Source organism: Sinomicrobium soli (assembly GCF_003285545.1).
GTDB lineage: Bacteria > Bacteroidota > Bacteroidia > Flavobacteriales > Flavobacteriaceae > Sinomicrobium.
This window is the reverse complement of the sequence record NZ_QLNV01000011.1, coordinates 90494-114706: the sequence shown is the minus strand read 5'-3', so window position 1 is coordinate 114706 and position 24213 is coordinate 90494. Positions and strand designations below refer to the sequence as shown.

Below are 24213 nucleotides of genomic sequence, written 5' to 3'. Positions count from 1 at the left end.
TTGCAGATCAATCGGCCCATTCCACGGGCTCTTTCAGAACTTTGAGTAACTTCTCTTCTTCACTGCCCCCGGCCGGATGATGGTCGTACACCCATTGTACCCGGGGAGGCAGGCTCATGAGAATACTCTCTGTACGCCCGTTGGTCCTGAGCCCGAACAGGGTACCCTTGTCGTGTACCAGGTTAAATTCCACATAACGTCCGCGCCGTATTTCCTGCCAGTTGCGCTGGGCTTCGGTATAACCGGTGCCCTTGCGGCGCTGAACGATGGGGAGATAGGCTTCCGTAAAGCGGTCTCCCGTTGCTGTCACAAAATCGTACCACCGCTCGAGGGCCATGTCTTCCGAGGGGCGGCAATAATCGAAAAAGAGTCCGCCCACCCCCCTGGCTTCCTTCCGGTGCGTATTGTAAAAGTAGTTGTCACATTTCTTTTTAAACTCGGGGTAAAAGTCGGGATGGTATTGATCGCAGGCCGTTTTGCATACCCGGTGAAAATGGACTGCATCCTCTTCAAACAGGTAATAGGGCGTCAGGTCGAGCCCGCCCCCGAACCACTGGTCGGCAATATGGCCTTGAGCGTCATACATCTCGAAATACCTCCAGTTAGCGTGTACGGTGGGCACAAAGGGATTTTCGGGATGCAGCACCAGGCTGAGTCCGCATGCAAAAAAATCGGCGTCTTTTACCCCGAAGTGTCTTTGCATGGTCTCCGGGAGTTTGCCGAAAACCCTCGAAATGTTCACTCCTCCCTTTTCGAATACCTTTCCGTTTGCTATGACGCGGCTGCGCCCACCCCCGCCCCCGGGCCGTTCCCAGAGGTCTTCCCGGAAAGCGGCTCTGCCGTCTTCAGCTTCGAGTTTCGATGTAATATGGTCCTGAAGGTGTTGTATGTATTGGTAGAATTTCTCTTTCATCTCTGCGGTTTAACGTTCGGTATTTTCAATATGTACCAGCCGGTTGCCGGCTTTTTCCGTATCACCGGGCATCCTTATGGCGATACTGTTTCGGGAACAGGCTTGCAGCCGTTCTGTAATATAGCGGTAGCCCGGGGCTTTTCCCTCCTCCAGCCAGCACGTAAACAGATACCTCCCCGTGGCGTTATTGTGCATGTCCATGGCGTGCTGCAGGGGAGGATTGGGTGCAAAGTCCTCATGCCATTCCGTGATGGTCTTTGCCCATTCCAGGGCCTTGTGTGTGTCGTTTTTGTTCCATTTCATGCTTTCCCTTGCGATCGCGATATTCCACAGCGCATGTCTGAAGGCATTTTCAGGTCCGTTTCCCTGGTGTTTTCCGGGATAGAGCCTGTTGCAGATGGCCATACATTTTACGGTAGCCCTTGCGGTGGGGTATAGCATAAGCGGGCGTGCTGCAAAAAGCCGGGCGAGACTGGTCACCTGTTTCCAGTTCAGTGTTTTTATAAGCCTCCATACCGACATTAAGCCTTACTTTCGTATTCCTTGACGGCGTCTATAAAGGCCCTTGCGTGATCTACCGGAATGTTGGGCAGTATGCCGTGCCCGAGATTGGCGATATAGCGGTCTTTCCCGAACCGGTCGATCATTTCGTGTACCATTTTCCTTATCGTAGCAGGGGGAGACAATAACCTGGAAGGGTCAAAATTTCCCTGCAAGGTAATTTTTCCTCCGGTGAGATAGCGGGCATTTTCCGGCGAGCAGGTCCAGTCCACACCTATGGCACTGGCTTTTCCGGATGCCATTTCGCGGAGGGCAAACCAGCACCCCTTGCCGAATACGATCACCCTGGTAAGGGGGGCCAGGGCTTCGACGATGCGGTTGATGTATTTCCATGAAAACTCCTGGTAGTCTTCGGGAGAAAGCATACCGCCCCAGCTGTCGAAGATCTGTATGGCATCGCAGCCCGAACGGACTTTTTCCTTCAGGTATGCTATAGTGGTATCGGTGATCTTCCGGAGCAGTTCATGTGCGGCTTCGGGCCGGGAGAAACAGAACCCCTTGGCGGTATCGAAACTTTTCGAACCTTTTCCTTCCACGGCATAGCAGAAGATGGTCCAGGGAGAACCTGCAAAACCGATAAGCGGCACCTCGCCGCCGAGTTCCTCTTTGGTGAGTGCAATGGCGTCCATGACATAGCCCAGGCTTTCCCGGATATCCGGAACGATCACTTTTTCCACATCACTGGCAGAGCGTACCGGCTCGGGGAGCCAGGGACCTACATTCTCCTTCATTTCCACGTCTATGCCCATAGCCTGGGGGACTACCAGTATATCGGAAAACAGTATGGCGGCATCGGGTTTAACGATACGTATGGGTTGTACGGTGATCTCGGCTGCCAGCTCCGGGGTGCGGCAACGGGTAAAAAAGTCGTATTTGTCCCGTAATGCCCGGAATTCCGGCAGGTATCTTCCGGCCTGGCGCATCATCCACACAGGGGGGCGGGAAACGCTTTCTCCGTCAAGGGCCCTGAGAAACAGGTCGTTTTTTATCATGGTCATTATTCTTTTGGTTACCGGTTAAGGTTGTTCTTTATCCGTTTTTATGGTTAAAATATGCGACTGCACTTGCAATAACACTTTCTGTGGTAGGCTCCTGCGCTACAACGATATGGTTTGTAATGGTTTCCAGGGCCTTCGCCGTGGTGGTACCGATACAGAAGCACACCTTTTTTCCGATGGTATTTTTTTCCAGGTAGCTTTGAATGCCCGACGGACTGAAAAAAAGAATGCCCTGTACATCGGCATCCGTACCTGCCGGGGTGAGCCGGGTATGGTAGACCGTAAACTCGTTAAAAGAGATATTTGCGGCAGACATGGCATCCGGGAGGTTGTTCCTGCGCAGATTGCCGCAGAAAAACGTGAAACTCCTGTCGGCAAAACTGCTGGTAATCTCCGCGGCCAGCCCGGCAGCGTAATCTTTTTGTACCAATACCCTGAAGCCGTTCTGCTCCAGCAGCGCCCCGGTTTTTGACCCGACACAGAAACAGGGCCGGTCTTTCAGCGAATTACTGTTATGGTGCCGTAACACACTGCGTACGGCATTGCTGCTGGTAAAAATCAGGCATTCCTTTACCCGGTCGATACGGACGGGTAAAAGTGTTACGGAGATAAAATCGGCCTCTTCCAGCTTCAGTCCCGCATTCGCGAGAAGTTCCCGCTGTCCGGCACCGAGTTTTTTTGTAGATAATATATGTATGCCATTTTTCATTATTCCTGGGAACAGAAATTGGTAATATCCTTATTGGCCCCGAACACTACCAGGATGTCATTGGCCTGCACTACCGTATCCTTGTTCACTGCTCCGAGGACTTTCCCGATGGATTGCCGGGACCCGAAGAAGGTCGCTTTTACTTCTTTCCGGATGATAGTGATGATGTTGAGGTTGTATTCATTCCTGAAATTGATCTCCTGGAGGGTTTTGCCTTCGAATTCCGGTAATGCCTTTATCTCCGAGATGGAGTGATGGGGGTCGAGCTCGAAGTTGTTGATCATGCTTTTCAGGTTGATCTTCTTGGCGAGCGCCTCGGCAAATTCCTGTTCCGGACGTACTATGATCTCGATACCCATGGCCTGCAGTACGGTGTCGTGAATGGGTGACAGCGACCGGCTGATGATCTTGGTGTCTGATAATTTCTTGATAATGGCCGTGGCAATAATGGTGGCCCCTTCGTTTTCGCCTATGGCAATAACGGCGAGATCCGTGTTTTTCAGCGGAACGGCCTCGTAAGCCATTTCGTTGGTGGCATCCATACAGATGGTATGGGCGATGGCATCCTTCAGGCGGTCCACCTTTTCCATTTTAATGTCTATCCCTATAACTTCGTTCCCTGTCTCGGTGAGGTGTAATGCCAGCGATGAGCCGAAGTTTCCCAATCCTATTATGATAATTTTCATCTGTTTAAAATTTTTTGCACCGGCCAAAATATGCAAAAAATTTCTGCACATTCAGGAACCGCTGCGCTCTCACATGAAAAATTTTAATCATTTCCCTGTGTGAAATATTTGATTAAAGTTTTTCATGTTCGTTTCATTTATACAATATTTGCAAGCTCTTTCATTCGTTCATACATCAGTTAATCAAAATATTTTCCTCCGGGTAGCGGTGGAAATTGTGTTGTATACGGCGCAACATGCCTATCAGCAGGTTGAGCAGCCCTATCCGCCCGAAAAACATCACGAAAATAAGTACCAGCCTTCCGGGATCGCTGAGCTCGGAAGTGATGCCGAGCGATAATCCTACGGTACTGTATGCCGAAAAGACTTCGAAAGCGATCTGGATCAGGGTGAATTGAGGGTCGAAGACCAGCAACAGTAAAATGGCGATCCCTATTACAAAAAGCGATATGCATATAATGGCAAAGGCCCGTTTTACCGACTGGTTGTTGATCTGCCGCGTTCCGATCTCTATATTTTCCTTGCCTCTTGCCATTGCCGCGATATTCAGGACGGCCAGGGCAAAGGTGCTGGTCTTTATCCCTCCCCCGGTAGATGCCGGAGAGGCCCCTATCCACATCAGTAATATACAGAACAGGATAACGGGAATGGTCAGGTCGGCAAAGTCTACGGTGTTGAACCCGGCGGTACGGGTGGTCACCGAAATAAAGCTGGCCGTGGTAAATTTTCCCCAGAACCCGGCCTGTCCCCTGAGCATGTTATTGCTCTCTGCAAGGTATACGACCAGTGTGCCTACAAAAAGCAGGATGGAAGTCGTGACCAGTACGATCTTGGAATTGAGCGTAAGTACACGCACGGGTTCGCGGAACTTGTGGAAGGCTATGATGTTGAGGACCAGTTGCCTGATGTATTTTAAGGCGTTGAAAACGATATTGTATCCCAGTCCGCCGAAAATGATAAGGAACATGATAACCCACTGAAAGGCATAGGCCTTGTTGATCCCTGCAGTTCCCAGCCCGTCGGAGAGCGTGGAAAACCCGGCATTGCAAAAGGCCGAGATGGAGTGGAAAAGGGAAAAGAACAGTTTGTTGTCTATGTCGCTGATATCGCTGATGAAATAAAAAATAAGCACAGCGCCTACCAGTTCGAGGGCAAAAGTGAAAATGACGACCTGTACGGCCACTCTCAGTACGTCGTTCAGGCGCTCCGTGCCCATAACATCCCTGATATTCAGTCCTTCCTGGAAAGAAGTGCCTCCCTTGAAGAAAAAGGCAAAAAACGAGGTGAAGGTCAGCATGCCTATTCCTCCCAGCTGGATAATGACCAGTATTATGGTTTGCCCGAGTGAGGTAAATTCCGTAGCCGTGTCCATGACGATCAGCCCGGTGACACACACGGCGCTGGTGGCCGTGAAGAGGGCATCGATATACCGGATACCGCCGGTGGTGGCATTGGGGAGCATCAGGAGAAAGGAACCTATAAGGGCGATCACCACAAAACTCCCTATAAAAAGGATGAGGGGGTTGTGATATACGGTATACAGCTTTCTCAGCAGGTGGGTAAGCCGGAGCAGGAAATAAACGATAAGGCCGCTATCTATGATATAGGAAATCTCCCTTATTTTATGGATACTGTCAAAATCACCGATCAGGAATACCGAGATGGTGAGCACTACCGTGGTAATGAGTACCAGCAGATTGGCCTTGTACATATTGTTCAGTGGGGAGTGCCTGGAGATCCTCAGCCGGATAAAATTGAGTGCGATCAATGCCGTGGTTATCGTGAGCAGGGTAAGCGATTTGTTGTAGAAAAGATGGTAATCTGCCTTGTACCCGAAATCGATAACCAGGAATACGATCAGTATGATATCGGTGAAACCATAAATCCTGGACAGGGGATTCCTGTAGCTCTTTAAATTTTTCTTAGGCATCTTTCATCCAAAAAACATTCTACTTTTCCGGAATTGAACCGGGTTAAAACACCAGACTTGTGCGGTGCAAAGTTCTTAATAAAATGTAACATACTAAAAAACAAACGGTTTTTTTAAATACGATATTCCCGTTCCGGCATTTTCAGTGCGATGTGTTTCAGGAGGAAGCCGTCGTTCCCGGTCGCTGATCCTGGTACTGCCTGATGTGCTCCAGGGTTTCTTTTCCCCCGTTTTTCAGTATTTCCAGGGCGCATTGTTCCCCGAGAACGGTATATTGCTTCAGGGGAGCCCGCTTTTGTACGGAATGTTTTCTTTTCCCGTCGGGAGACAGCAGGATGCCGTTAAACACAATGTCGTCGTTTTCAAGGCATGCCTTTGCTCCTATGGGCGCAGTGCACCCCCCTTCGAGAACGCGGAGGAACTGTCGTTCCACATGCGTGCATATTTCCGTATCCCTGTGGTTCAGCCTGTCCAGAGCCTGCCTGCCGTAATCATCGTGCTCCATGGCTACTGCCAGCATGGCCCCCTGGGCGGGGGCGGGAACCATCCAGTCGAGAGTTATACGGTTTCCGGGATCGATGTCCGTGCCCTCAAAGGGAGAAATGCGTTCCAGTCCGGCAGCTGCAAATATGGCCCCGTTCCAGGAGCTGTTCTGCAGTTTTCGCATACGGGTGTTTATATTGCCCCTCAGGTTTTCTACGGAATGCTCCGGGTAGCGGTGGAGCCACTGGGCCCTGCGGCGGAGACTTCCCGTAGCGACGGTGCCTGCTTCATCGAGAAAAGCCAGGTCGCCCTTGTGTATAAGCAGGTCTGATGCATCCGCCCTTTTCAGTACGGCCCCCTGTACAATACCCCGGGGCAGGGCTGTGGGGACGTCTTTCATGCTGTGTACCGCAATATCTATTTCTCCCCGTATCATGGCTATATCCAGGGCCTTGGTAAAGATCCCGGTAATTCCCATTTCATACAGGGGCTTGTCCAGAACAAGGTCGCCATGCGACTTTACCGGTACAATCTCCGCCTGGTATTCCAGTGATTCCAGGCCTTCCTTTACCCTGTTGGCCTGCCATAAGGCAAGTTCACTGTCTCTTGTTCCGATTCTTAGCGTTTTTTTCATCTATACAAAAATCATAAGCCATTGGTTTGGCTTTGTTTATATCGGTTAGCATTGGCCATTTTTGCTAAATGCCCATTATGGGCCTTCATTGTTTGTTTTTGAGGTTCGAAGTCGGAAGTCCGAAGTACATTTACTTCCGGCTCCGGGCTTCCGACTTCCGACTATTCTGTCCATGCCTTTAAGCCCGCGCCGGGCAGGATTTTAAATGCTTCGTACCGGCCGGACGTGTTGCGGTACCTCCAAAGATATGATTTTTGTCTTTTGCGTCAGGTTGTCGCTTTGGTAGGCTTCTGCTCTTTTACAAGGGAATTGCCATTACTGTTATCCAGCTGAAAAACCTTTTTTATAAGCTCCAGGCTCTCGTCTGCAGACGCGTTGTTCTCCTTGAGGTGATTGGCAAAATGTGTGGTGATCTTCTGGATGATCCGGTTGCCGATAATTTCGGCCTGTTCATTGTTGAAACCCTCGATCTTTTTGCGCTGAAAATCCACTTCGGCATCCTTGAGCGATTTCAGCTTTTTCTTCAGGGCCTTGATGGTAGGGGCAAACTTTCGCGTTCCCAGCCATTGGGTAAACTCGCCTTTTACCTCCTCGATAATGGATTCTGCCTGGGGAACGAAGGCCTTCCGGCGTTCGAGGGTCTTGTCAGTCATCTGTGAAAGATGATCCAGCGATACGAGGGTTACCCCCGGCAGATTGGCCATGTCGCTGTCTGCATTCCGGGGAACGGAGAGATCGAGAACAAGCATTTCCTTGTCCGGCGGAACAAGTTCTCCGGTAACCGTAGGCGTCCGGGCCCCGGTAGCCACGATAAGGATATCGCATTTGCGTATCTCATCGGGAAGGTCGGCCAGGTCTTTTACGGTCAGGTTGAATTTTCCGGCTATTTTTTCGGCCTTGCCTTTAGTGCGGTTGATCAGGGTAATATGATCGTTTCCCGTATGTTTTATAAGATTTTCGCAGGTATTTCTTCCTATTTTCCCGGTGCCGAACAACAGGATGTTCTTTCGGGCGATATGGTTTACATGGTTCAGGATGTACTGCACGGAGGCAAAAGACACCGATGTGGCCCCCGAAGAGAGGTCGGTTTCGTTCTTGATCCGTTTACTGGCCTGGATCACGGAATTGCACAGGCGTTCCAGGAAGGCATTTGCGGTATGGTGTTTCCTGGACAGGGCAAAGCCTTTCCTGATCTGTGCTATGATCTCGAAGTCTCCCAGTATCTGGCTGTCCAGCCCTGTGCCCACCCTGAACATATGACCTATGGCCTCATTGTTCTTGTATACGTAGGCCACGTCCTTAAACTCGTCTACATTGCCGTTGGAGTGGTCACAGAGTAATTTTATAAGCTGAAAGGGGTGCTGTGCAAACCCGTATATCTCGGTACGGTTACAGGTGGATATGACCAGTATCTCATCGATACCCTGCGCCCCGGCCTGTTGCAGCAAGGATGTTTTCTGTGCTTCATCCAGGCTGAATTTACCCCTGATCTCTTCATCTGCTTTCTTGTAGCTCAGTCCTACGGCATAAAAATATTTTCCCCGGTTGAGGTTGTAATCTTCCATTTAGGCTAAATCTAAAATCGCAACAAAAGTAGGATACCTCCATATAAAAAAATAACGCTGGAGGAACTTTTTATGACGCTTCAGGAAATTTTCGCCCGTTTAGGTGTGCGAATGGGCCAAAAACCGTACTTTTGTAGGAATATCAACGGTTTCAAAAAGTAGAATTTAGAATTATTCTAAATAAAAAAGTCGAATGAGCTCATGATTACGGAAGATAAAAATATCGCTGTAAGTGCTGCGGATGAAGTGCAGCTCGAGGAGGGGTTTTCCCTTTTGAGAATACAGAATGAAGGAAGTGCCGGCCAGCATCTGACCAGGGAGATCGATTGTAGTTATATCCAGTTTCACTTCGGGTTGCGGGGAGATTCCAGGTTTAATTTCAGCGGGGGCCGCTATCATCTCCAGGTAGGGGAAGAGCAGTCGCTGCTGCTTTACAATCCGCAGCGCGACCTGCCCATAGACGTGGAGATAGGGCCTAAGGCACAGCTGCTTTCCGTATTGATATCCATACAGAAATTTCATTCCCTCTTTTCACATGAAGCCGGTTACATTCATTTTCTCAGCGAGGAGAACAAAGACAGGAAATATTACGATAACGCCGATGTTTCCCCGGCCATGATGGTCGTGCTCAACCAGATGGTGCATTATAACCTTCGCGATTCCGTAAAGCGGCTGTACCTGAAAGGCAAGGCCTATGAGCTTCTGGGGTTGTATTTCAACAAACCGGATGATGCCGATACCGACCAGTGCCCCTTCCTGGTAGACGAAGAGAATGTGGCGAGGATAAAAAGGGCCAAGGATATTGTAATTGCCAATATGGCCGAACCTCCTACCCTGGAAAACCTGGCCAATGAGGTGGGGCTCAACCTGAAAAAGCTGAAAACGGGGTTCAAACAGATCTATGGCGATTCCGTATACAGTTTCTTGTTCGATTACAAAATGGAGTACGCCAGGAAGATGCTGGAGGGCGGGGCCCACAATGTCAATGAGGTAGGGTTCAGGATAGGGTACAGCACCGCGAGCCATTTTATTGCGGCTTTTAAAAAGAAGTACGGAACAACGCCTAAAAAATACCTGATGTCCCTGAACGTATAGGTATTTTCTGCGGCAAGAAAAAATAAGCCCCTTTTCAGAAGCTGAAATACGCAACTTATCACTACATTTGGGAACCCGGTTCCCCGATTCCGGAAACAACTAACCCTTTAATTACAACTAATACAGGATGAAACCAACCCCGGCCTTATTGCTGCTGCTGTTTGCCCTTGTTTCTTTCGGGGGATATGCACAGAAGCAGCAGAGCGTACTTGTTTTTACCAAAACAGAAGGATTCCGCCATAAGTCCATAGAGGCAGGCGTGGCATTGATAGAAAAACTCGGAGCAGAGAACCGTTTTGGGGTACTGCATACGGAAGATGCCTCGGTTTTTTCGAAAGATTCGCTCCCGCATTTCGATGCCGTGGTATTTCTCAACACCACGGGAGATATACTGGATGACGAACAGCAGAAGGCTTTCGAGATCTTCATGGAAAAAGGAGGAGGTTTCGTCGGCGTGCACGCCGCATCGGACACCGAATTCGACTGGCCCTGGTACGGTATGCTGGTAGGAGCTTATTTCGACGGGCATCCCGAGATTCAGGAGGCTTCCATACAGGTGAGAATGCCGACCCATGCTACCTGTTCCCACCTGGGGGATACCTGGGTGCGTACCGACGAGTGGTACAACTTCAAGAATATCAGTCCGAATATCAAGGTATTGCTCAACCTCGACGAATCTTCCTATGAAGGCGGTACCAACGGGCCGTCTCACCCCATAGCCTGGTACCAGGAATTTGCCGGGGGCCGTTCGTTCTATACCGGGGGCGGGCATACGGTCGAATCCTACGAGGAGGAAGCCTTTGTACAACACCTGCTGGAAGGGATCAAATACTGCCTGTTCCGGTAGCGTTGCGGGTTGTGGATTATAAATTTTAAATTCTGAATTTTGAATTAAAAAACTTCGTGCTCCAAAACTCATTTCCGAGCTGCAAACATCTATGACTTTACAACCTGTGTTTTTTCTTAAAAAAACAGCTATAAACATTCCTTGGAGGCATATTCGGTATTACGTATTTTGTCTTAATTCCGTTAATCAGTAATTTATATCAGGACTGATTTTGTGTTGCATAATGTTTTTAATTAATGCGATTTTGTTGTTTATATCATTGTTTTTTATGATTTTATTTATATTTTTACTATTGTCGCCCTCCCCTTGTATTTGAACAAAATTTATTTATGCTTATGAAAAACATTATTACTCCGACCAAAATTTTTTATGTCTTTCTCTTATTCCTGTGTTTTGCTTGTCAAAAAGAAGATACGGGAATAGCTATTCGTACAGAAGATGATGGACCCCGGCACCCTTCTTCATCCGATATTTCAACATCTACTTACCAATATGTAACACCGGATAAAATTCCCGATATCATGAATGCCTATAGCAGGCACTCCGGGAAAATATCGGCTAAACAATTCAGGGAAAGCCCGAACGCTTCACTGATCATGGAAACCACTAATACGGATGGTGTTAAATCTTATAGTATGAGACTGTTGCAGGGCGACAGTAATCCTAATGTATTATATAACCTGGTTGTCAGGAAAGCCCCGGGAGAAGCCCCTTCGCGCCCTTTTATAGTCAAGTACGAAACCGACATACCGATTAATGAGATTACTCCCGGTTCTTATAAAGAGGCCCAATGGTCCATATCTACCTATTGGGCAGATGACAGGCAATTACAAGGGAAGGTTTCCAAGGGAGGGAAAAGCGGAATTTTTGCGAGATCAGAAGATATAGAAGAAACCACTCCCCCATGTGGAGGTTCTTCAGGTGGGGGCGGCGGAGGAGGAAGCGGGAGCGGTAATTCCTGGTGGACTACCTCAAATGTCAGTGATTGGGGAGATGGAGGTTCTTCCGGAAGCGGAGGAGGTTCCTCTGGTGGAGGAAATAGAATTAAACGTCTTTGTAATGCAAGAATAAATGTATCCCAATATAATTGTAACGGCCCTAACGGAGATACCCCTCATCCTGAAGGCCCTAACTCCGGGGAACCGGGCGATAACAGGTGTGGAGACCCTACCACCGGTTACGGAGGTACGGGATATGATATTGTAATTGAGATAGAGTGTGTTGAGATTTCTGTACCTGCAGAGATATTAATGGAAGAAGAGGGAACGGGAAATGAAACGCATACGCTGAGTTTTTGTGAAATGGCAGCGGTACATGACTTTTTACAAAGTGAAGCATCGGATCTGGATACTTCACAATTAGCCTTACTTTCTGAGCTGGAACGTTCTATAGAAGACGTAGATCTGAATGATTGTATGGATGATAAAGTAAGCGATCAAGAGAGAAAAACGTTTGTAATGGCGCGAAACGGAGATGAGGAGGACGGACCTGCAACCCCGGAAGATTCAGATGTGCCGGATGAAGAAGTCATTGAAGATAATTGTCCGGATATCGATGGTATTGGCCTTAACAGTGTTTCGGCGGAAGTGCTGGAGGTTATGAATTCACTTCTTTACCTGGAGGAGGATTTTGATGGCATCTCAAAAGAACAGGCAAACTGGATACTTGACCCTGGCAATCAAAGCAAGATTGAGGACATACATTCTTTTTTATACAATAACAATAATTCTGTTGAAGCCAAAGCTGAAGCCCTGATGCAAATTGATCTGGAAAGGGCGAATGACAATGGCTGGGATTTTACAAAATCCGGGACATTCCAAAACCGGCCTGCCCTAAAGTATGTGGCAACGTATTCTCCCGATCTTGGAGAATTGATGTACCTCCTGGAAAGCGGACAGGTATTATATCAATCTTCCAGGGAGCGGATTATTAATAAAAAGGAAGAAAAGAGTATTGCCGCTAGCGAACTGCCTGTCGATGGTTATAATTATATGTATAGTTATGAGACCAATAAATGGTATGAATATAAATTACCTAAACCGGATTATACGCATACCGACCTGAATTTTCTTATTGATGCTTTCTGGGATGGTGCCAAGTTTGTTGGCCGCTATGCCCTTCCGTTAGAAGATGCTATTATTCTTATAGACGGAAAGGATTTTGATGGCGTTGAACAAAGCCAGGCATTGTCAGCAGGAATGATCATAGTAGGTTTTATTCCTGGTGGCAAAATCATGAAACCTGTAACTAAAATTGTGAAGGGAACAGCAGCCTGGAAGATCATAGGTAATGTAGGAAGGAAAAGTGTGTCATTATCCTTTAACGTTGTAGATGGTTTAGTTACGTTTGGGAGTCGAAGTAAATTGGCTACTGTTATAAAAACAACGGCATTAGAAGAAGCACATCATATTATCCCATGGAATAAATTAGGGGACGAAGTTGTTCAGGAGGCTGCCTATGCCGGGTTTCATATGAATTCTGCGGTTAATGGAAAGGCATTACAGAAATATACGGCTTTAACCGGTGAGGGGATACATGGAAATCATCCGGCTTATGATAAATTTGTTCAATATAAACTTGATGAATTTAAGAGCAGTAATATACTTACTTCTGATAATGCATCAGAATTTTTAAATAACTCTTTAATTCCTGAATTAAATAACTTAATTGATGAAGCCATAGGTTCAGGAATGAATTTAAATACCTATTTTAGAGACGTTGTCAATCCTTTAAATGGTATAAACTAATGAGATATTATTCTATAGGAGTATCCGATGATTTAAAAATCATCGGATACTACCCACAATTAAAATTCAAAGAAGGATATAATCCTAGCCTACCCGAAGGGTATTATAATCTTCCTATACATCATTTTCCTGATTTTGTGCCTAATCTCGAGTATGAATTACATAAAGATGCCAGTCCTGTAAATATTTTACCTCCATACCCTGGGAGGTTTGCATTTATTATAGATGAAAAAGTAAAAAATATTCTAGAAAAACATTGTTTACCTCCTCATACTTTTTATCCAACAAAAGTGTTTCATAATGATAAGGTTTTGCAGTACTATTGGTTTCATTATATACCTAATGATTTTTGGGAACTTATAGATAATAAGAATTCTTTCGCATATGTTTATCAAATAAAAAAAGCGACCTTCACTAAAATAATGGAAATCCCTATAATTTCTAAAGAGCAAATATTAAATGAGCAAAAAAAATATACAGGGCTTACACCAATTAGTTTAGGCAAGCTAAAAATGAGTGTTGAATTTTGTAAATATGATTTCTACCTAACCGGAGCATTTAATCATACCATTATAAGTGAAAGGTTAAAAAAAGCATTGGAAGAAAATAATGTTTCTGGTTATAAAGCTAAGCTCTTTGATAAAATAAGTTTTGAGTAAGCATCTTGATTAAAAAACCGGGAACTCCGACCCCGTTCCCATACGATTAAAAAAAAGGTATTCCTGCCGGTCAAACCTTAAAGAATGCCTATTTTTGTCTGAAAAATCAGAGCAAAAGGATGAAGGGCGTATTATTGGTCAATCTCGGTTCGCCGGACAGTACGGATGAAGCAGACGTAAGGAAATACCTGGATGAGTTTTTAATGGATAAAAGGGTGATAGATGTCCCCTGGCTGTTGAGGGCTTTTATCGTAAAGGGGATGATACTGAGGACCCGGCCCAAAAGTTCCGCAGAAGCCTACAGGAGGATCTGGTGGGACGAAGGTTCGCCGCTTATCGTGCTCTCCCGGAGATTGCAGGAAAAAGTACAGGACATGGTCTCGGTACCTGTAGGACTGGCCATGAGATACGGCAACCCTTCCCTCGAACACGGCCTGAGGGAACTGTATGAAAAAGGGGTCAGGGAGGTGTTGCTCATACCGCTTTATCCGCAGTTTGCGATGGCCACCACCGAAACCATCCTGGTGCTGGCCGAAAAGCTCCGGAAACAGCATTTTCCCGATATGGATTTTACGACCATGCCCCCGTTTTACAATCATCCCGATTATATCAGGGTACTTTCCGCATCTGTAGAAGAAGCCCTTAAAGGGAAGGAATGGGATCACCTGCTGTTCTCCTATCACGGGGTTCCCGAACGGCATATCCGCAAATCCGATATCACACATTCACATTGCAAAATAGACGGGCAGTGCTGTAAAACTCCCTCGCCCGCCCACCAGTTCTGTTATCGTCACCAGTGTTACGAGACGACCAGGCAGGTGGCGGATTACCTCGGGCTTAAGGAAGGGTCTTACTCCGTCTCTTTTCAATCGCGGCTGGGAAAAGACCCGTGGTTGCAGCCCTTTACCGATAATACGGTGGCCGCTTTTCCGGCGAAAGGGGTCAGGAAACTGGCGATCGCAACCCCTGCATTTGTTTCCGACTGCCTGGAGACCCTCGAAGAGATCGGTATGGAGGCCCGTGAAGACTTTCTCGAAAAGGGAGGGGAAGAATTCCACGTAATACCCTGTATCAATGACAGGGAGGACTGGGTAAAGGTACTGGCCAGGTGGATGGATGAATGGGCAGATACCGCGGTTTTGAAAAAATAATAGTATGGCCGGGATTTCGTCAGAAGCCCTCGGGAAAGAGCCTGTAGGGAGATTATTGGTAAAGCAGGCGCTGCCGGCTTCGATAGGGATATTGGTGATGTCGCTCAATGTGCTTATCGACACCATTTTTGTAGGCAACTGGATAGGCTCTATCGCCATTGCTGCCATAAATGTGGTGCTACCGGTCTCCTTTTTTATCGCCGCTCTCGGGATGGCCATAGGTATAGGAGGAGCGTCCATAATTTCGCGGTCACTCGGTGCGGGAAACCCGGAAAAGGCACTGCATACGTTCGGGAACCAGCTTGTGCTGACCCTGGCGATCACTCTTGTTCTCGCCGTGGCCGGCTTGGGTTTTGCGGATGTCCTGGTGCCCGGATTCGGGGGGAAGGGCGATATATTCGACCCGGCAAAGACCTATTACACCATTGTCATGTACGGCGTTCCCGTTCACGCCCTGTGCATGATGGGCAACAATGTGATCCGGGCCGAGGGCAAACCGAAATTTGCCATGGTGGCCATGATGATCCCTTCGGTAGGGAACCTTGTCCTCGATTATGTATTTATCAACCTGCTGGGATACGGCATGCAGGGAGCGGCATGGGCTACCACGGGGTCTTTCTTTTTGTGTTTTGCCTATATGCTCTGGTATTTCCGGTCCGGGAATTCCGAACTGAAAATAGGGGCCGGACACCTTACCCTCAAGGCAGGGATTGTCAGGGAGATAGGAGCACTCGGGTTTGTGACCCTGGCCCGCCAGGCGGTGGTGAGTGTCACCTATCTCTTCGTAAACAATATCCTCTTTCGCCTGGGAGGGGAAGCTTCGGTCACGGTGTATGCCATTATAGGAAGAATGCTGATGTTTGCCCTGTTCCCGGTGCTTGGGGTTACCCAGGGTTTCCTTCCGATCGCCGGGTTCAATTACGGTGCCGGGAAGTACCGCAGGGTGGTGGAGAGCATTACCATAGCGGTTAAATACGCTGCCTTACTGGCTTTGCTGGTCTTTGCTTTTATCATGGCCTTTCCCGATACCATCGTCAGGGTATTCACCACCGATGCCGAAATACTGGAACGTGCACCCGGGGCGATGAGATGGGTTTTTGCGGCCACTCCCGTTATCGCATTACAGCTTATAGGGGCCGCGTATTTCCAGGCGGTAGGCAAGGCAGTTCCGGCCTTGCTGCTCACCCTTACCCGGCAGGGCTTCTTTTTTATTCCCCTCATACTCATATTGCCCGGACTTTACGGGGAAAAAGCGTTGTGGATGTCTTTCCCCATAGCCGATGTGCTGTCGACCCTGGTGACCGGGTTCTACCTTTTCAGGGAGATCAGGCTGCGTTTAAAGCCAGAGATCGCTGCTGTGGAGGAATGAAGGTTTTGAATTTTGTGCCACCCGAAACCATCAGGATCTGCCCGGTAAAGTATTTTAAACCGATAATATTGTCTAAATTTATCGGGCGAAACAAGAGAGCAATGACAGATTATTACAATTACATCAAGGCGCTTCACCTTATATTTGTCATTACCTGGTTTGCCGGCCTGTTCTATATGCCCCGGCTTTTTGTATACCAGGTGGAAGCATCCGGAAAGCCGTCTCCCGAAAAGGAGATCCTGGGGAAGCAGCTGAAGCTTATGGCCAAAAGGTTGTGGTTTATAATTACCTGGCCTTCGGCGGTGCTTGCCGTGATATTTGCCGTATGGCTGCTCGTCCTTTATCCGTACTGGCTGAAAATGGGATGGATGCACCTGAAGCTGTTATTCGTGGTCCTGCTGGTGCTCTATCACCTGAAAACACACCAGATATTCCGGCAGTTACAGCGTGGTGAGGTAAGGTACTCGTCCGGGTTTATGAGAATATGGAACGAAGGGGCTACCATCCTGCTTTTTGCCATTGTATTCCTGGCCATTCTCAAAAACAGTATCCACTGGATTTTCGGGGTGTTGGGTATCATAGGACTCGGCATACTGCTGATGCTGGGGATCAGGCTCTACAAACGCATCCGCGAAAAAAACCCGGATGCCTGACCGTATGGCGTGAATATTGTATAAGGGAAGCGGGAAGCCGGCAGGCTGAAAGTCGGTTGTGATTAGTTATTTAGTTCTTAGTTCTTAGTTGTTAGTTTGGAGAAACCTGCAACTAAGAACTAAAAAACTACAACCCTGCAAGCTTTTGAATAAACGGAAAAACGGTGTATAAACAATTATCATTAAGACTGCGCATATTTGTCACCATGATCGTACTGGTGCTCGTGGCCTTTGTGCTGATTGCGGGGGTTACCATTTTACAGTTCAAACAGCAGTCTGAAGAATACCACAAGGAGCGGCTCGACCGCAAGGAAGACCAGGTGATGGCCAGTATCAATTACGCTTTTGAAACGACTACCTGGCCGGCCACGCAGGAGAACCTCAGGTATATTTTCAGGGATGAGATCTACCGCATAGCCGATGTACAGAACGTATCTTTTAATATCTATGACCTCGAAGGCAACCTGGTTGCCAGTTCCAAACCGTATACGGACGAGGATTCCACCATGTTCCGCCTCAGCGATACGATACTTAACCGGATCGCCATGAGCCCGTATAAGCGCTATATCGAAAAGCACCTCGCCGCGGGCGACCGTTACCGGGCTTCCTATTGTTATATTACGGACCTGCGCTTTAAGCCTGTCGGGATACTGAACATTCCCTATTTCGAGGACGATTCCTTTAACAACAAGGAGCTGCGTTCGTTCCTGTTCCGCCTGGGCGGGGTTTATGTGCTGATCCTGATCATTGCTGTGTTCCTGGCCTATTTTATTTCCAAATACATCACCCGGTCGCTGAAAACCATCAGTGACAAGCTCAAGGAAACCCGGTTCAGTTCGGAGGCTGCGAATAAAAAAATAGCACTGAAGCATGCCGGAGAAGAGATCTTTAACCTGGTCAATGCCTACAACAACATGGTCGATGCCCTGGAAGACAGTGCCGTACGCCTGGCCCGTAGCGAGCGCGAGCAGGCCTGGCGGGAGATGGCCCGGCAGGTGGCGCATGAGATCAAGAACCCCCTGACCCCCATGCGTCTCAGCGTGCAGAGTTTCCAGCGGAAATTCGACCCTTCCGATCCGGAGATAGAGAAAAAACTGGACGAGTTTTCCAAAACCCTTATTCAGCAGATCGATACCATGAGCAGCATAGCTTCTGCTTTTTCCAATTTTGCCAGTATGCCCGCGCAACAGAACGAAACGCTGAATGTCGTGGAGATCGTTCGCCTGGCCCTGGATATCTTTACCGAAGATTATATCGCCTTTGTTACCCATGAGGAAGAGATCACGGCCCGTTTCGACCGTACCCAGCTTATACGGGTAATCACCAACCTGGTCAAGAATGCCATACAATCCATACCCGAGGACCGGGACCCCAGGGTGGTTGTTTCGGTACTTTCCGAAGGAGACAGGGTAAAGATCACCGTTGCCGATAACGGGGTGGGGATCGCAGAAGAAAACAGGGAAAAGATCTTCGAGCCCCGGTTTACCACAAAGACCAGCGGTATGGGGCTCGGGCTCGGTATGGTAAAGAATATCGTGGAAAATTACAAGGGAAGCATTAACTTTACCTCACAGCCCGGGAAAGGGACCGTGTTTGTCATGGTTTTTCCTAAAGAGCAGGAGGAAGAAGCTGAAAAATAAATATTATGGAAGAGTACGAAAACATTTATGTAGAGGAAGGTAACGGGATCGCTTTTATTACGATAAACCGCCCGGAAAAACTGAATGCCCTGAACAAGGCTACCATTGCAGAACTGCACGAGGCTTTTGAAGATTGTGACAAGGACCCGGAGATCAGGGCGATCGTTGTTACCGGTAGCGGGGACAAGGCTTTTGTGGCCGGTGCGGATATTTCGGAATTTGCCGGTTTTTCGGTGAAGGAAGGAGGGGCACTTGCGGCAAAAGGACAACAGTTGCTCTTCGATTTTGTAGAAAACCTTTCCACTCCCATTATTGCCGCGGTAAACGGGTTTGCCCTGGGAGGAGGTCTGGAACTGGCGATGGCCTGTCATTTCAGAGTGGCTTCTTCCAATGCCAGAATGGGACTGCCGGAGGTTTCTCTGGGAGTAATCCCCGGTTACGGGGGTACACAGCGATTGCCACAGCTCGTAGGGAAAGGGAAAGCGATGGAAATGATCATGACAGCCGGGATGGTCGGTGCCGAAGAAGCCAGAGCATGGGGGCTGGTAAATCACGTAGTTGCGCCGGAGGAGCTCCCCGGGTTTTGTGAAAGCCTGGCACAGAAGATCAGCAAGAACTCTCCGGTGGCCATCGCTGCCGCAATACATGCCGTAAACGCAGGGTTCCGGTATGATACGGATGGTTTTAAAACGGAGATAGAAGCCTTTAGTGCATGTTTCGGTACCGAGGATTTTAAGGAAGGGACGACGGCATTCCTCAAAAAGCGGAAGGCGGAATTTCCGGGAAGATAGCATTTCCCGGACGAACGGCCTTTATGACCTCAGTTCCATCAACCGCGAAACGTATTTTCCCACCACATCAAACTCCAGGTTTACTACAGTTCCCTTAGTGTAATTCCGGAAATTGGTATGGTCAAACGTATAGGGAATAATGGCTACGCTGAAAAAATCCCTGCCCGAATCCACTACGGTGAGGCTGGTACCGTCTATGGTGATGGAACCTTTTTCTATGGTTACATTGTTTGAGGAAGCATCATAACCGAAGGTAAATACCCGGCTTCCGTTGGCGTGTTCAATATCCCTGCACACCGCGGTCTGGTCTACATGCCCCTGTACGATATGACCGTCCAGCCGCTCCCCCAGTTTCATGGCCCGCTCCAGGTTTACCATGTCTCCCGGCTTGAGCTGCCCCAGGTTGGAACGCTGCAGGGTTTCCCTGATAGCAGTTACCGTATACCGGTCTTCGTCTATCCCCACTACTGTAAGGCATACACCGTTGTGCGACACACTCTGGTCTATTTGGAGTTCCCCGGTGAATGAACAGCGGACCGTAATATGCAGGTTATCCTCTTCCCGGGCAATATTCTCAATGGTTCCCAGAGTTTCTATGATTCCTGTAAACATGGTTTTGTGTTTATAAGTTATTTTTACAATGTAAAAGTAGGAAATATTAATGTGATCAGGGGGAGAGTTTTTTAGTTGTTAGTTCGTAGTTGTTAGTTCGTAGTCAAACCTGCAACTTGTAACCTTCAACCCAAAAACAACTGCCATCTATTTAGAATCTTTATAAATAAAATGGTATATTTGCGTTTATTTGATGGGAGTTACTGTCTTAAACTCACCGGCCCATGTTGATCAAAGCGAGGATAGAAAACCATAGCGAGTGGCTTTTCCAGGAAGAGATCCCGGAAAAATATGTCCCGGACCACCGTTTGTCCGAACGGCAGGTAAATATCAGGCATGCCCCCGTAGAGATGAAAAACTACCAGTTGTCTACCAACGGATTGTTTCTGTTGTATTCCGAAATGAATTTCAGTGATGCCGTCCGGATAGAGACCGAGGTAGATGGCGATGTGATTGCCAGCCAGTTTATTTTCAGCCGGGAGAAAAAGAAAAAGGCGGGTATTTCCGGGGGAGGTCAGTACCGTCAGAGCCGGCACAATATCCGGTACGTGCCTGCACAGCGGCAGAGTTATGAAGTAAAACCGGATTGGGAATATATCTATTTTCTCGTGGTGCTTTCCAGGGATTACTACTTTAACCTGGTAGATACCGGGACGCCCATGCATGAGAATTTCATGGGAGAAATAAACAAGGGGGTGGCCGCCTCCTTTATCGGGGAAGACCTGTATGTAACCCCGGAAATGAGGAAATCCATAGATGGCATACGCGAATGCAAACAGGCCGGCGACCTGAAGCGTATGTTTACCGATGCCAGGGTCATGGAGCTGATCATGTACCAGCTGGAACAGTTCAGCCAGTTTCTGAAAGACGAGGGAAACGTCCTGCACGATGAGGACATTTCCAAACTGGAATACGTCCGCGAATTTCTGGAGCAGCATTATATCGACCCGCCTACCCAGAGGGAGTTGTCCCGGATGGCTGCGATCAATGAATCGAAACTGAGAACGGGCTTTAAAAGATATTTCGGCACCACCATTTACGATTTTATTACCCGGCTTCGGATGGTAGAGGCCCGCAGGCTGATCGTCGAGGAACGGAAAAACAACATGTACGAGGTAGCTACCTCGGTAGGGTTTAAGCACCAGGCCAGTTTTACGAATGCATTTAAGCGCTATTATGGCTTTCCGCCCAGCGGGGTCAGGGTCTGAGGTAAGGTGCCTTCAGGTTGGAATTGAATGAGGCGGCGTCCAGTTTTATACCGCTCGGGCTTACTTTGGTAATCAGGGTCCGGGGGTCGGTCTGTACGGAAGTATGCAGCCCGAAAGCCGAATAGATATTCCTTGTGGTGAGTACTTCCTCCGGGGTGCCATCCCACCATTTACGTCCCTCCTTAAGCATGATGATACGGTCGGTATACTGGGCGGCCATGTTGATTTCGTGCAGTACGCAGACCACCATATAGCCTTTTCCGGCCAGGGCATTGACAATCCCAAGTGTCTGGTGCTGGTAAAGCATATCCATAGCAGAAACAGGCTCGTCAAGTAGCAGCAGTGCGTTTTTATGGTCCCATACCTGGGCCAGTACCCGGGCCAGGTGAACCCGTTGCTGTTCGCCCCCGGACAAGGTGAGCATGGAGCGTCCGGCCAGGTGACTGATACCGCATATTTTCATGGTCTCCGAGAGGGCAATGCTGTCGGCCCTCTTGTCTTTTGCCGTGCTGGTATACCTGCCCATACGGACGATCTCCTCTGCCGTAAAGGCCAGGCTTACGGTATTCTGCTGGTAGAAGGTGGAACGCTTTCCGGCCAGTTCCCTGGCAGTATATGCATCCAGGTTCTTTCCGTCGTACACCACCCGGCCTTCCGTAGGTTTCTTTTCCCGGCAGAGGATTTTCATCAGGGTCGATTTCCCCGCCCCGTTGGCGCCGATTACAGCGACTATTTCACCCTTTCGTATACTGAAGGTGATATCTTTCAGCAAATACCTGCCATTGACCTTATAGCTGACCGATTCTACCCTTAACATGTCTTTTTCTTTTGATGGTTTACTGTGCTGTTTTCTTTTTATCCCTGTACAGTATATACAGGAATACGGGAGCGCCCAGCAGTGCCGTGATCACTCCGATAGGTAATTCCAGGGGCGCTGCGAGAACCCGGGCCAGCATATCCGATACCGTGAGTACGAGTGCCCCGAGCAGTGCTGAGGCAGGCAGGACAAACCGGTGGTCCACTCCGCCGAGCAGGCGAACGATATGCGGCACCAGTAGCCCTACAAACCCTATGATCCCGCTAACCGATACACAGGCGCCTACCGACAGGGTGGAAAAGATAATTACAGCATTCTTGATCTTCCCCGGATCTGTCCCCGCCTGTTCGGCCTGCCGCTCTCCTATGGCAAAGAGGTTAAGCCCCTTGCCAAACAGCGGCAGCGCCAGTACAGGAACGAGTACGAAAGGGAAAATACCCAGTACCATCTTCCAGCTGGCCCCGCCCAGGCTGCCCAGCATCCAGAAAGTGATGGTGCGCAGCTGTTGTTCGTCTGCGAGGTAGGAGATCAGTCCGGTGAGCGCCCCTGCCAGGGCATTGATGGCAATACCGGCCAGCAGCATGGTCGCTATATCCGGCCTGCCGTCTGTCCTGGAAAACCGGTATACCAGTATGGCTGCGAGTCCGGCCCCGGCAAAAGCGGCGAAAGCCAGCAGGTAATACCCGAGGAACTGTCCTATGGAGACCAGCAAAACGGATTCCATGCCGATGACCAGGGCGGCGAAGAGGGAGGCCCCTGCCGAGATCCCTATCAGTCCCGGTTCGGCCAGGGGATTGCGGAAGATGCCCTGTACCGCGGCACCCGATATCCCCAGGGCCGCCCCGACCAGTACACCCAGCAGTACCCGGGGCATACGTACATATGATAATACGTTTCCGGCCAGGTCGTCGTCGGTAGTGAGCCCGGTAAAAAGACCTGAAGATCCCGCAAGAATGCCCGGGATATCCGTAACGGGTATTTTCATGGCGCCCATACCGAGGGAGAACAGGATTGCGATAAAAAGCCCGGTGGTAAGTATGGCGTAAATAATACTTTTTCTGTTCATGCTTATTCCTCTCCTTTTACAAGCTCGCGGTGCAGGCTTAATATGGCGCGGTCGAGCCGGGTGGCAAAATTGATCATAAGCGGTCCGTCCAGGGCTACGATCCGTTGGTGTTTCCCGGCATTGGTAAAAGCTACTCCCGGCATGCCGAGAACTCCTTTGCGGCCCCCGAGGCTTTCCATACCGAAATCGAACATGAGAATGACATCGGGGTTGGCATTCACCAGGGCTTCGGTATTATAGGTCTTGAACTGGTTGAATTCCCGTATCGCATTCCGCCCGCCGGCCAGGTGTATAAGGGCATCCATATTGCTGCCCCCGCCCGCCACGGTCATGGTGCCCGTACCCCGGGCGTAGATAAACAGTACCGTGGGACTTTTATCTGCGGCCTCTACCGTTTGCAGGGCCTGTTCTATACGGATGCCGGTCTCGTCTGCGAGTTGTGCTGCCCGGTCTTTCATTCCGAGGGCCTTTCCCACATCCCGGATAAATGCCAGGGCCCCTTTTGCCGAAAAATCCTGCCTTATGGCTACAAAGCGTATACCGGCCCCTTTAAGTGCCTGAACCACCCCATAAGGAACGTCGCCATAGGGAGCGAGGACCAGGTCGGGCCGGAAGGCCATCAGCCCTTCTGCCGAAACCGAACGGTTCCTGCTCACCTTGGGCAGTTTTCGTATCGCTTCGGGATATTCGCTGGTTACATCTACGGCTACAATACGGTCGGCCAGCCCGAATGCCGCAACGGTTTCCGTAAGGGCCCCTCCCAGGGTGATGACCCGCCGGGGCTGGGTGTGCGCCGCCCCGGCAAGCAGGAGGGTAATGACAGGGATATATATCTTTCTGAATGTGATGCTCATAGTTGATGCTGTTTCTTTTTCGGGCGGAATAATGATGCAGTATCCGGCCGTACGCGGTACAAAAGAAATATTTAATCAGTCTAAATACAAGTAGCGTTTTCACAGGGAAAAACGGATTGCACAAAATCCGGCCCCGCGGCTGCACCGGGATTTGTGATATTAAAATGCTTTTAATCAGTTTTTTACATCTGTTTGTTGTACATACTTTATCCCGCGGGGTCCTGG

General features: G+C 48.9%; 22 protein-coding genes. 10 read left to right on the top strand and 12 right to left on the bottom strand.

Features of this window, described 5'->3' with window-relative positions; genetic code table 11:
• Positions 1-7 precede the first annotated feature (7 nt).
• The 8 genes from hemF to hemA all read right to left on the bottom strand — a co-directional run bounded on the left by hemF (position 8) and on the right by hemA (position 8479).
• Entirely contained in the window at positions 8-913 is a 906-nt protein-coding gene (hemF, locus tag DN748_RS14410; protein WP_112372525.1) for an oxygen-dependent coproporphyrinogen oxidase, read from the bottom strand.
• A 9-nt stretch (positions 914-922) separates the two neighbouring features.
• Positions 923-1435 carry a DUF6973 domain-containing protein gene (locus DN748_RS14405; RefSeq protein WP_112372524.1) on the bottom strand — a complete coding sequence of 171 codons (513 nt, stop codon included), beginning with the start codon at positions 1433-1435 and terminating at the stop codon, positions 923-925.
• Positions 1435-2466: a uroporphyrinogen decarboxylase gene (gene hemE, locus DN748_RS14400; RefSeq protein WP_112372548.1), complete on the bottom strand. Its 1032-nt coding sequence runs from the start codon at positions 2464-2466 to the stop codon at positions 1435-1437. Before hemE ends, DN748_RS14405 begins: the two co-directional genes overlap by 1 nt.
• Before the next feature lie 37 nt (positions 2467-2503).
• On the bottom strand, positions 2504-3181 hold the full coding sequence (locus DN748_RS14395) for a uroporphyrinogen-III synthase (protein WP_112372523.1): 678 nt from the start codon (positions 3179-3181) through the stop codon (positions 2504-2506).
• On the bottom strand, positions 3181-3867 hold the full coding sequence (locus DN748_RS14390; RefSeq protein ID WP_112372547.1) for a potassium channel family protein: 687 nt from the start codon (positions 3865-3867) through the stop codon (positions 3181-3183). The genes DN748_RS14395 and DN748_RS14390 overlap by 1 nt, the downstream gene beginning before the upstream one ends.
• Positions 3868-4042: 175 nt before the next feature.
• Positions 4043-5797 (bottom strand): TrkH family potassium uptake protein, encoded by a 1755-nt coding sequence (locus DN748_RS14385; protein ID WP_112372522.1) that lies wholly within the window; start codon positions 5795-5797, stop codon positions 4043-4045.
• A gap of 157 nt (positions 5798-5954) precedes the next feature.
• Positions 5955-6914 carry a hydroxymethylbilane synthase gene (gene hemC / locus DN748_RS14380; RefSeq protein WP_112372521.1) on the bottom strand — a complete coding sequence of 320 codons (960 nt, stop codon included), beginning with the start codon at positions 6912-6914 and terminating at the stop codon, positions 5955-5957.
• Positions 6915-7180: 266 nt separating this feature from the next.
• Entirely contained in the window at positions 7181-8479 is a 1299-nt protein-coding gene (hemA, locus tag DN748_RS14375; RefSeq protein ID WP_112372520.1) for a glutamyl-tRNA reductase, read from the bottom strand.
• A 201-nt stretch (positions 8480-8680) separates the two neighbouring features.
• On the opposite strand from hemA, the gene DN748_RS14370 reads away from it, so the two are divergent.
• From DN748_RS14370 to DN748_RS14330, 9 genes are all read left to right on the top strand, one after another.
• Complete coding sequence (locus DN748_RS14370; protein WP_112372519.1) at positions 8681-9574, top strand: AraC family transcriptional regulator; 894 nt, start codon at positions 8681-8683, stop codon at positions 9572-9574.
• Positions 9575-9701: 127 nt separating this feature from the next.
• Entirely contained in the window at positions 9702-10421 is a 720-nt protein-coding gene (locus tag DN748_RS14365; RefSeq protein WP_112372518.1) for a ThuA domain-containing protein, read from the top strand.
• A gap of 335 nt (positions 10422-10756) precedes the next feature.
• The gene (locus DN748_RS14360) at positions 10757-13168 is read left to right on the top strand and encodes an AHH domain-containing protein (protein ID WP_146746622.1); all 2412 of its coding nucleotides are present in this window, start codon (positions 10757-10759) and stop codon (positions 13166-13168) included.
• Positions 13168-13827: a hypothetical protein gene (locus DN748_RS14355; protein ID WP_112372516.1), complete on the top strand. Its 660-nt coding sequence runs from the start codon at positions 13168-13170 to the stop codon at positions 13825-13827. Before DN748_RS14360 ends, DN748_RS14355 begins: the two co-directional genes overlap by 1 nt.
• Positions 13828-13946: 119 nt before the next feature.
• Positions 13947-14978, top strand: a complete 1032-nt coding sequence (hemH, locus tag DN748_RS14350) for a ferrochelatase (protein WP_112372515.1) — start codon at positions 13947-13949, stop codon at positions 14976-14978.
• Between the two features lie 4 nt (positions 14979-14982).
• Positions 14983-16347 carry an MATE family efflux transporter gene (locus DN748_RS14345; protein WP_112372514.1) on the top strand — a complete coding sequence of 455 codons (1365 nt, stop codon included), beginning with the start codon at positions 14983-14985 and terminating at the stop codon, positions 16345-16347.
• A 101-nt stretch (positions 16348-16448) separates the two neighbouring features.
• Entirely contained in the window at positions 16449-17000 is a 552-nt protein-coding gene (locus DN748_RS14340; RefSeq protein WP_112372546.1) for a CopD family protein, read from the top strand.
• Positions 17001-17206: 206 nt separating this feature from the next.
• Positions 17207-18640 (top strand): sensor histidine kinase, encoded by a 1434-nt coding sequence (locus DN748_RS14335; RefSeq protein ID WP_112372513.1) that lies wholly within the window; start codon positions 17207-17209, stop codon positions 18638-18640.
• 5 nt (positions 18641-18645) lie between these two features.
• Positions 18646-19431, top strand: a complete 786-nt coding sequence (locus DN748_RS14330; protein WP_112372512.1) for an enoyl-CoA hydratase/isomerase family protein — start codon at positions 18646-18648, stop codon at positions 19429-19431.
• Between the two features lie 21 nt (positions 19432-19452).
• Here the strand turns inward: DN748_RS14330 and DN748_RS14325 are convergent, their stop codons facing one another.
• Positions 19453-20043, bottom strand: coding sequence for a riboflavin synthase (locus DN748_RS14325; protein WP_112372511.1), 591 nt, complete (start codon positions 20041-20043; stop codon positions 19453-19455).
• 224 nt (positions 20044-20267) lie between these two features.
• Between DN748_RS14325 and DN748_RS14320 the strand changes: the two genes are divergently transcribed.
• The gene (locus DN748_RS14320; protein WP_112372510.1) at positions 20268-21251 is read left to right on the top strand and encodes a helix-turn-helix domain-containing protein; all 984 of its coding nucleotides are present in this window, start codon (positions 20268-20270) and stop codon (positions 21249-21251) included.
• On the opposite strand, the gene DN748_RS14315 is transcribed toward DN748_RS14320, so the two are convergent.
• From DN748_RS14315 to DN748_RS14305, 3 genes are read right to left on the bottom strand one after another with little or no spacing between them, the layout of a single operon-like run.
• Entirely contained in the window at positions 21241-22068 is an 828-nt protein-coding gene (locus DN748_RS14315; protein WP_112372509.1) for a heme ABC transporter ATP-binding protein, read from the bottom strand. The genes DN748_RS14320 and DN748_RS14315 overlap by 11 nt on opposite strands.
• Before the next feature lie 19 nt (positions 22069-22087).
• Positions 22088-23134 (bottom strand): FecCD family ABC transporter permease, encoded by a 1047-nt coding sequence (locus DN748_RS14310; protein ID WP_112372508.1) that lies wholly within the window; start codon positions 23132-23134, stop codon positions 22088-22090.
• A 2-nt stretch (positions 23135-23136) separates the two neighbouring features.
• A complete protein-coding gene (locus tag DN748_RS14305) occupies positions 23137-23988 on the bottom strand; it encodes a heme/hemin ABC transporter substrate-binding protein (protein WP_112372507.1) in 852 nt (283 codons plus the stop codon).
• Positions 23989-24213 lie beyond the last annotated feature (225 nt).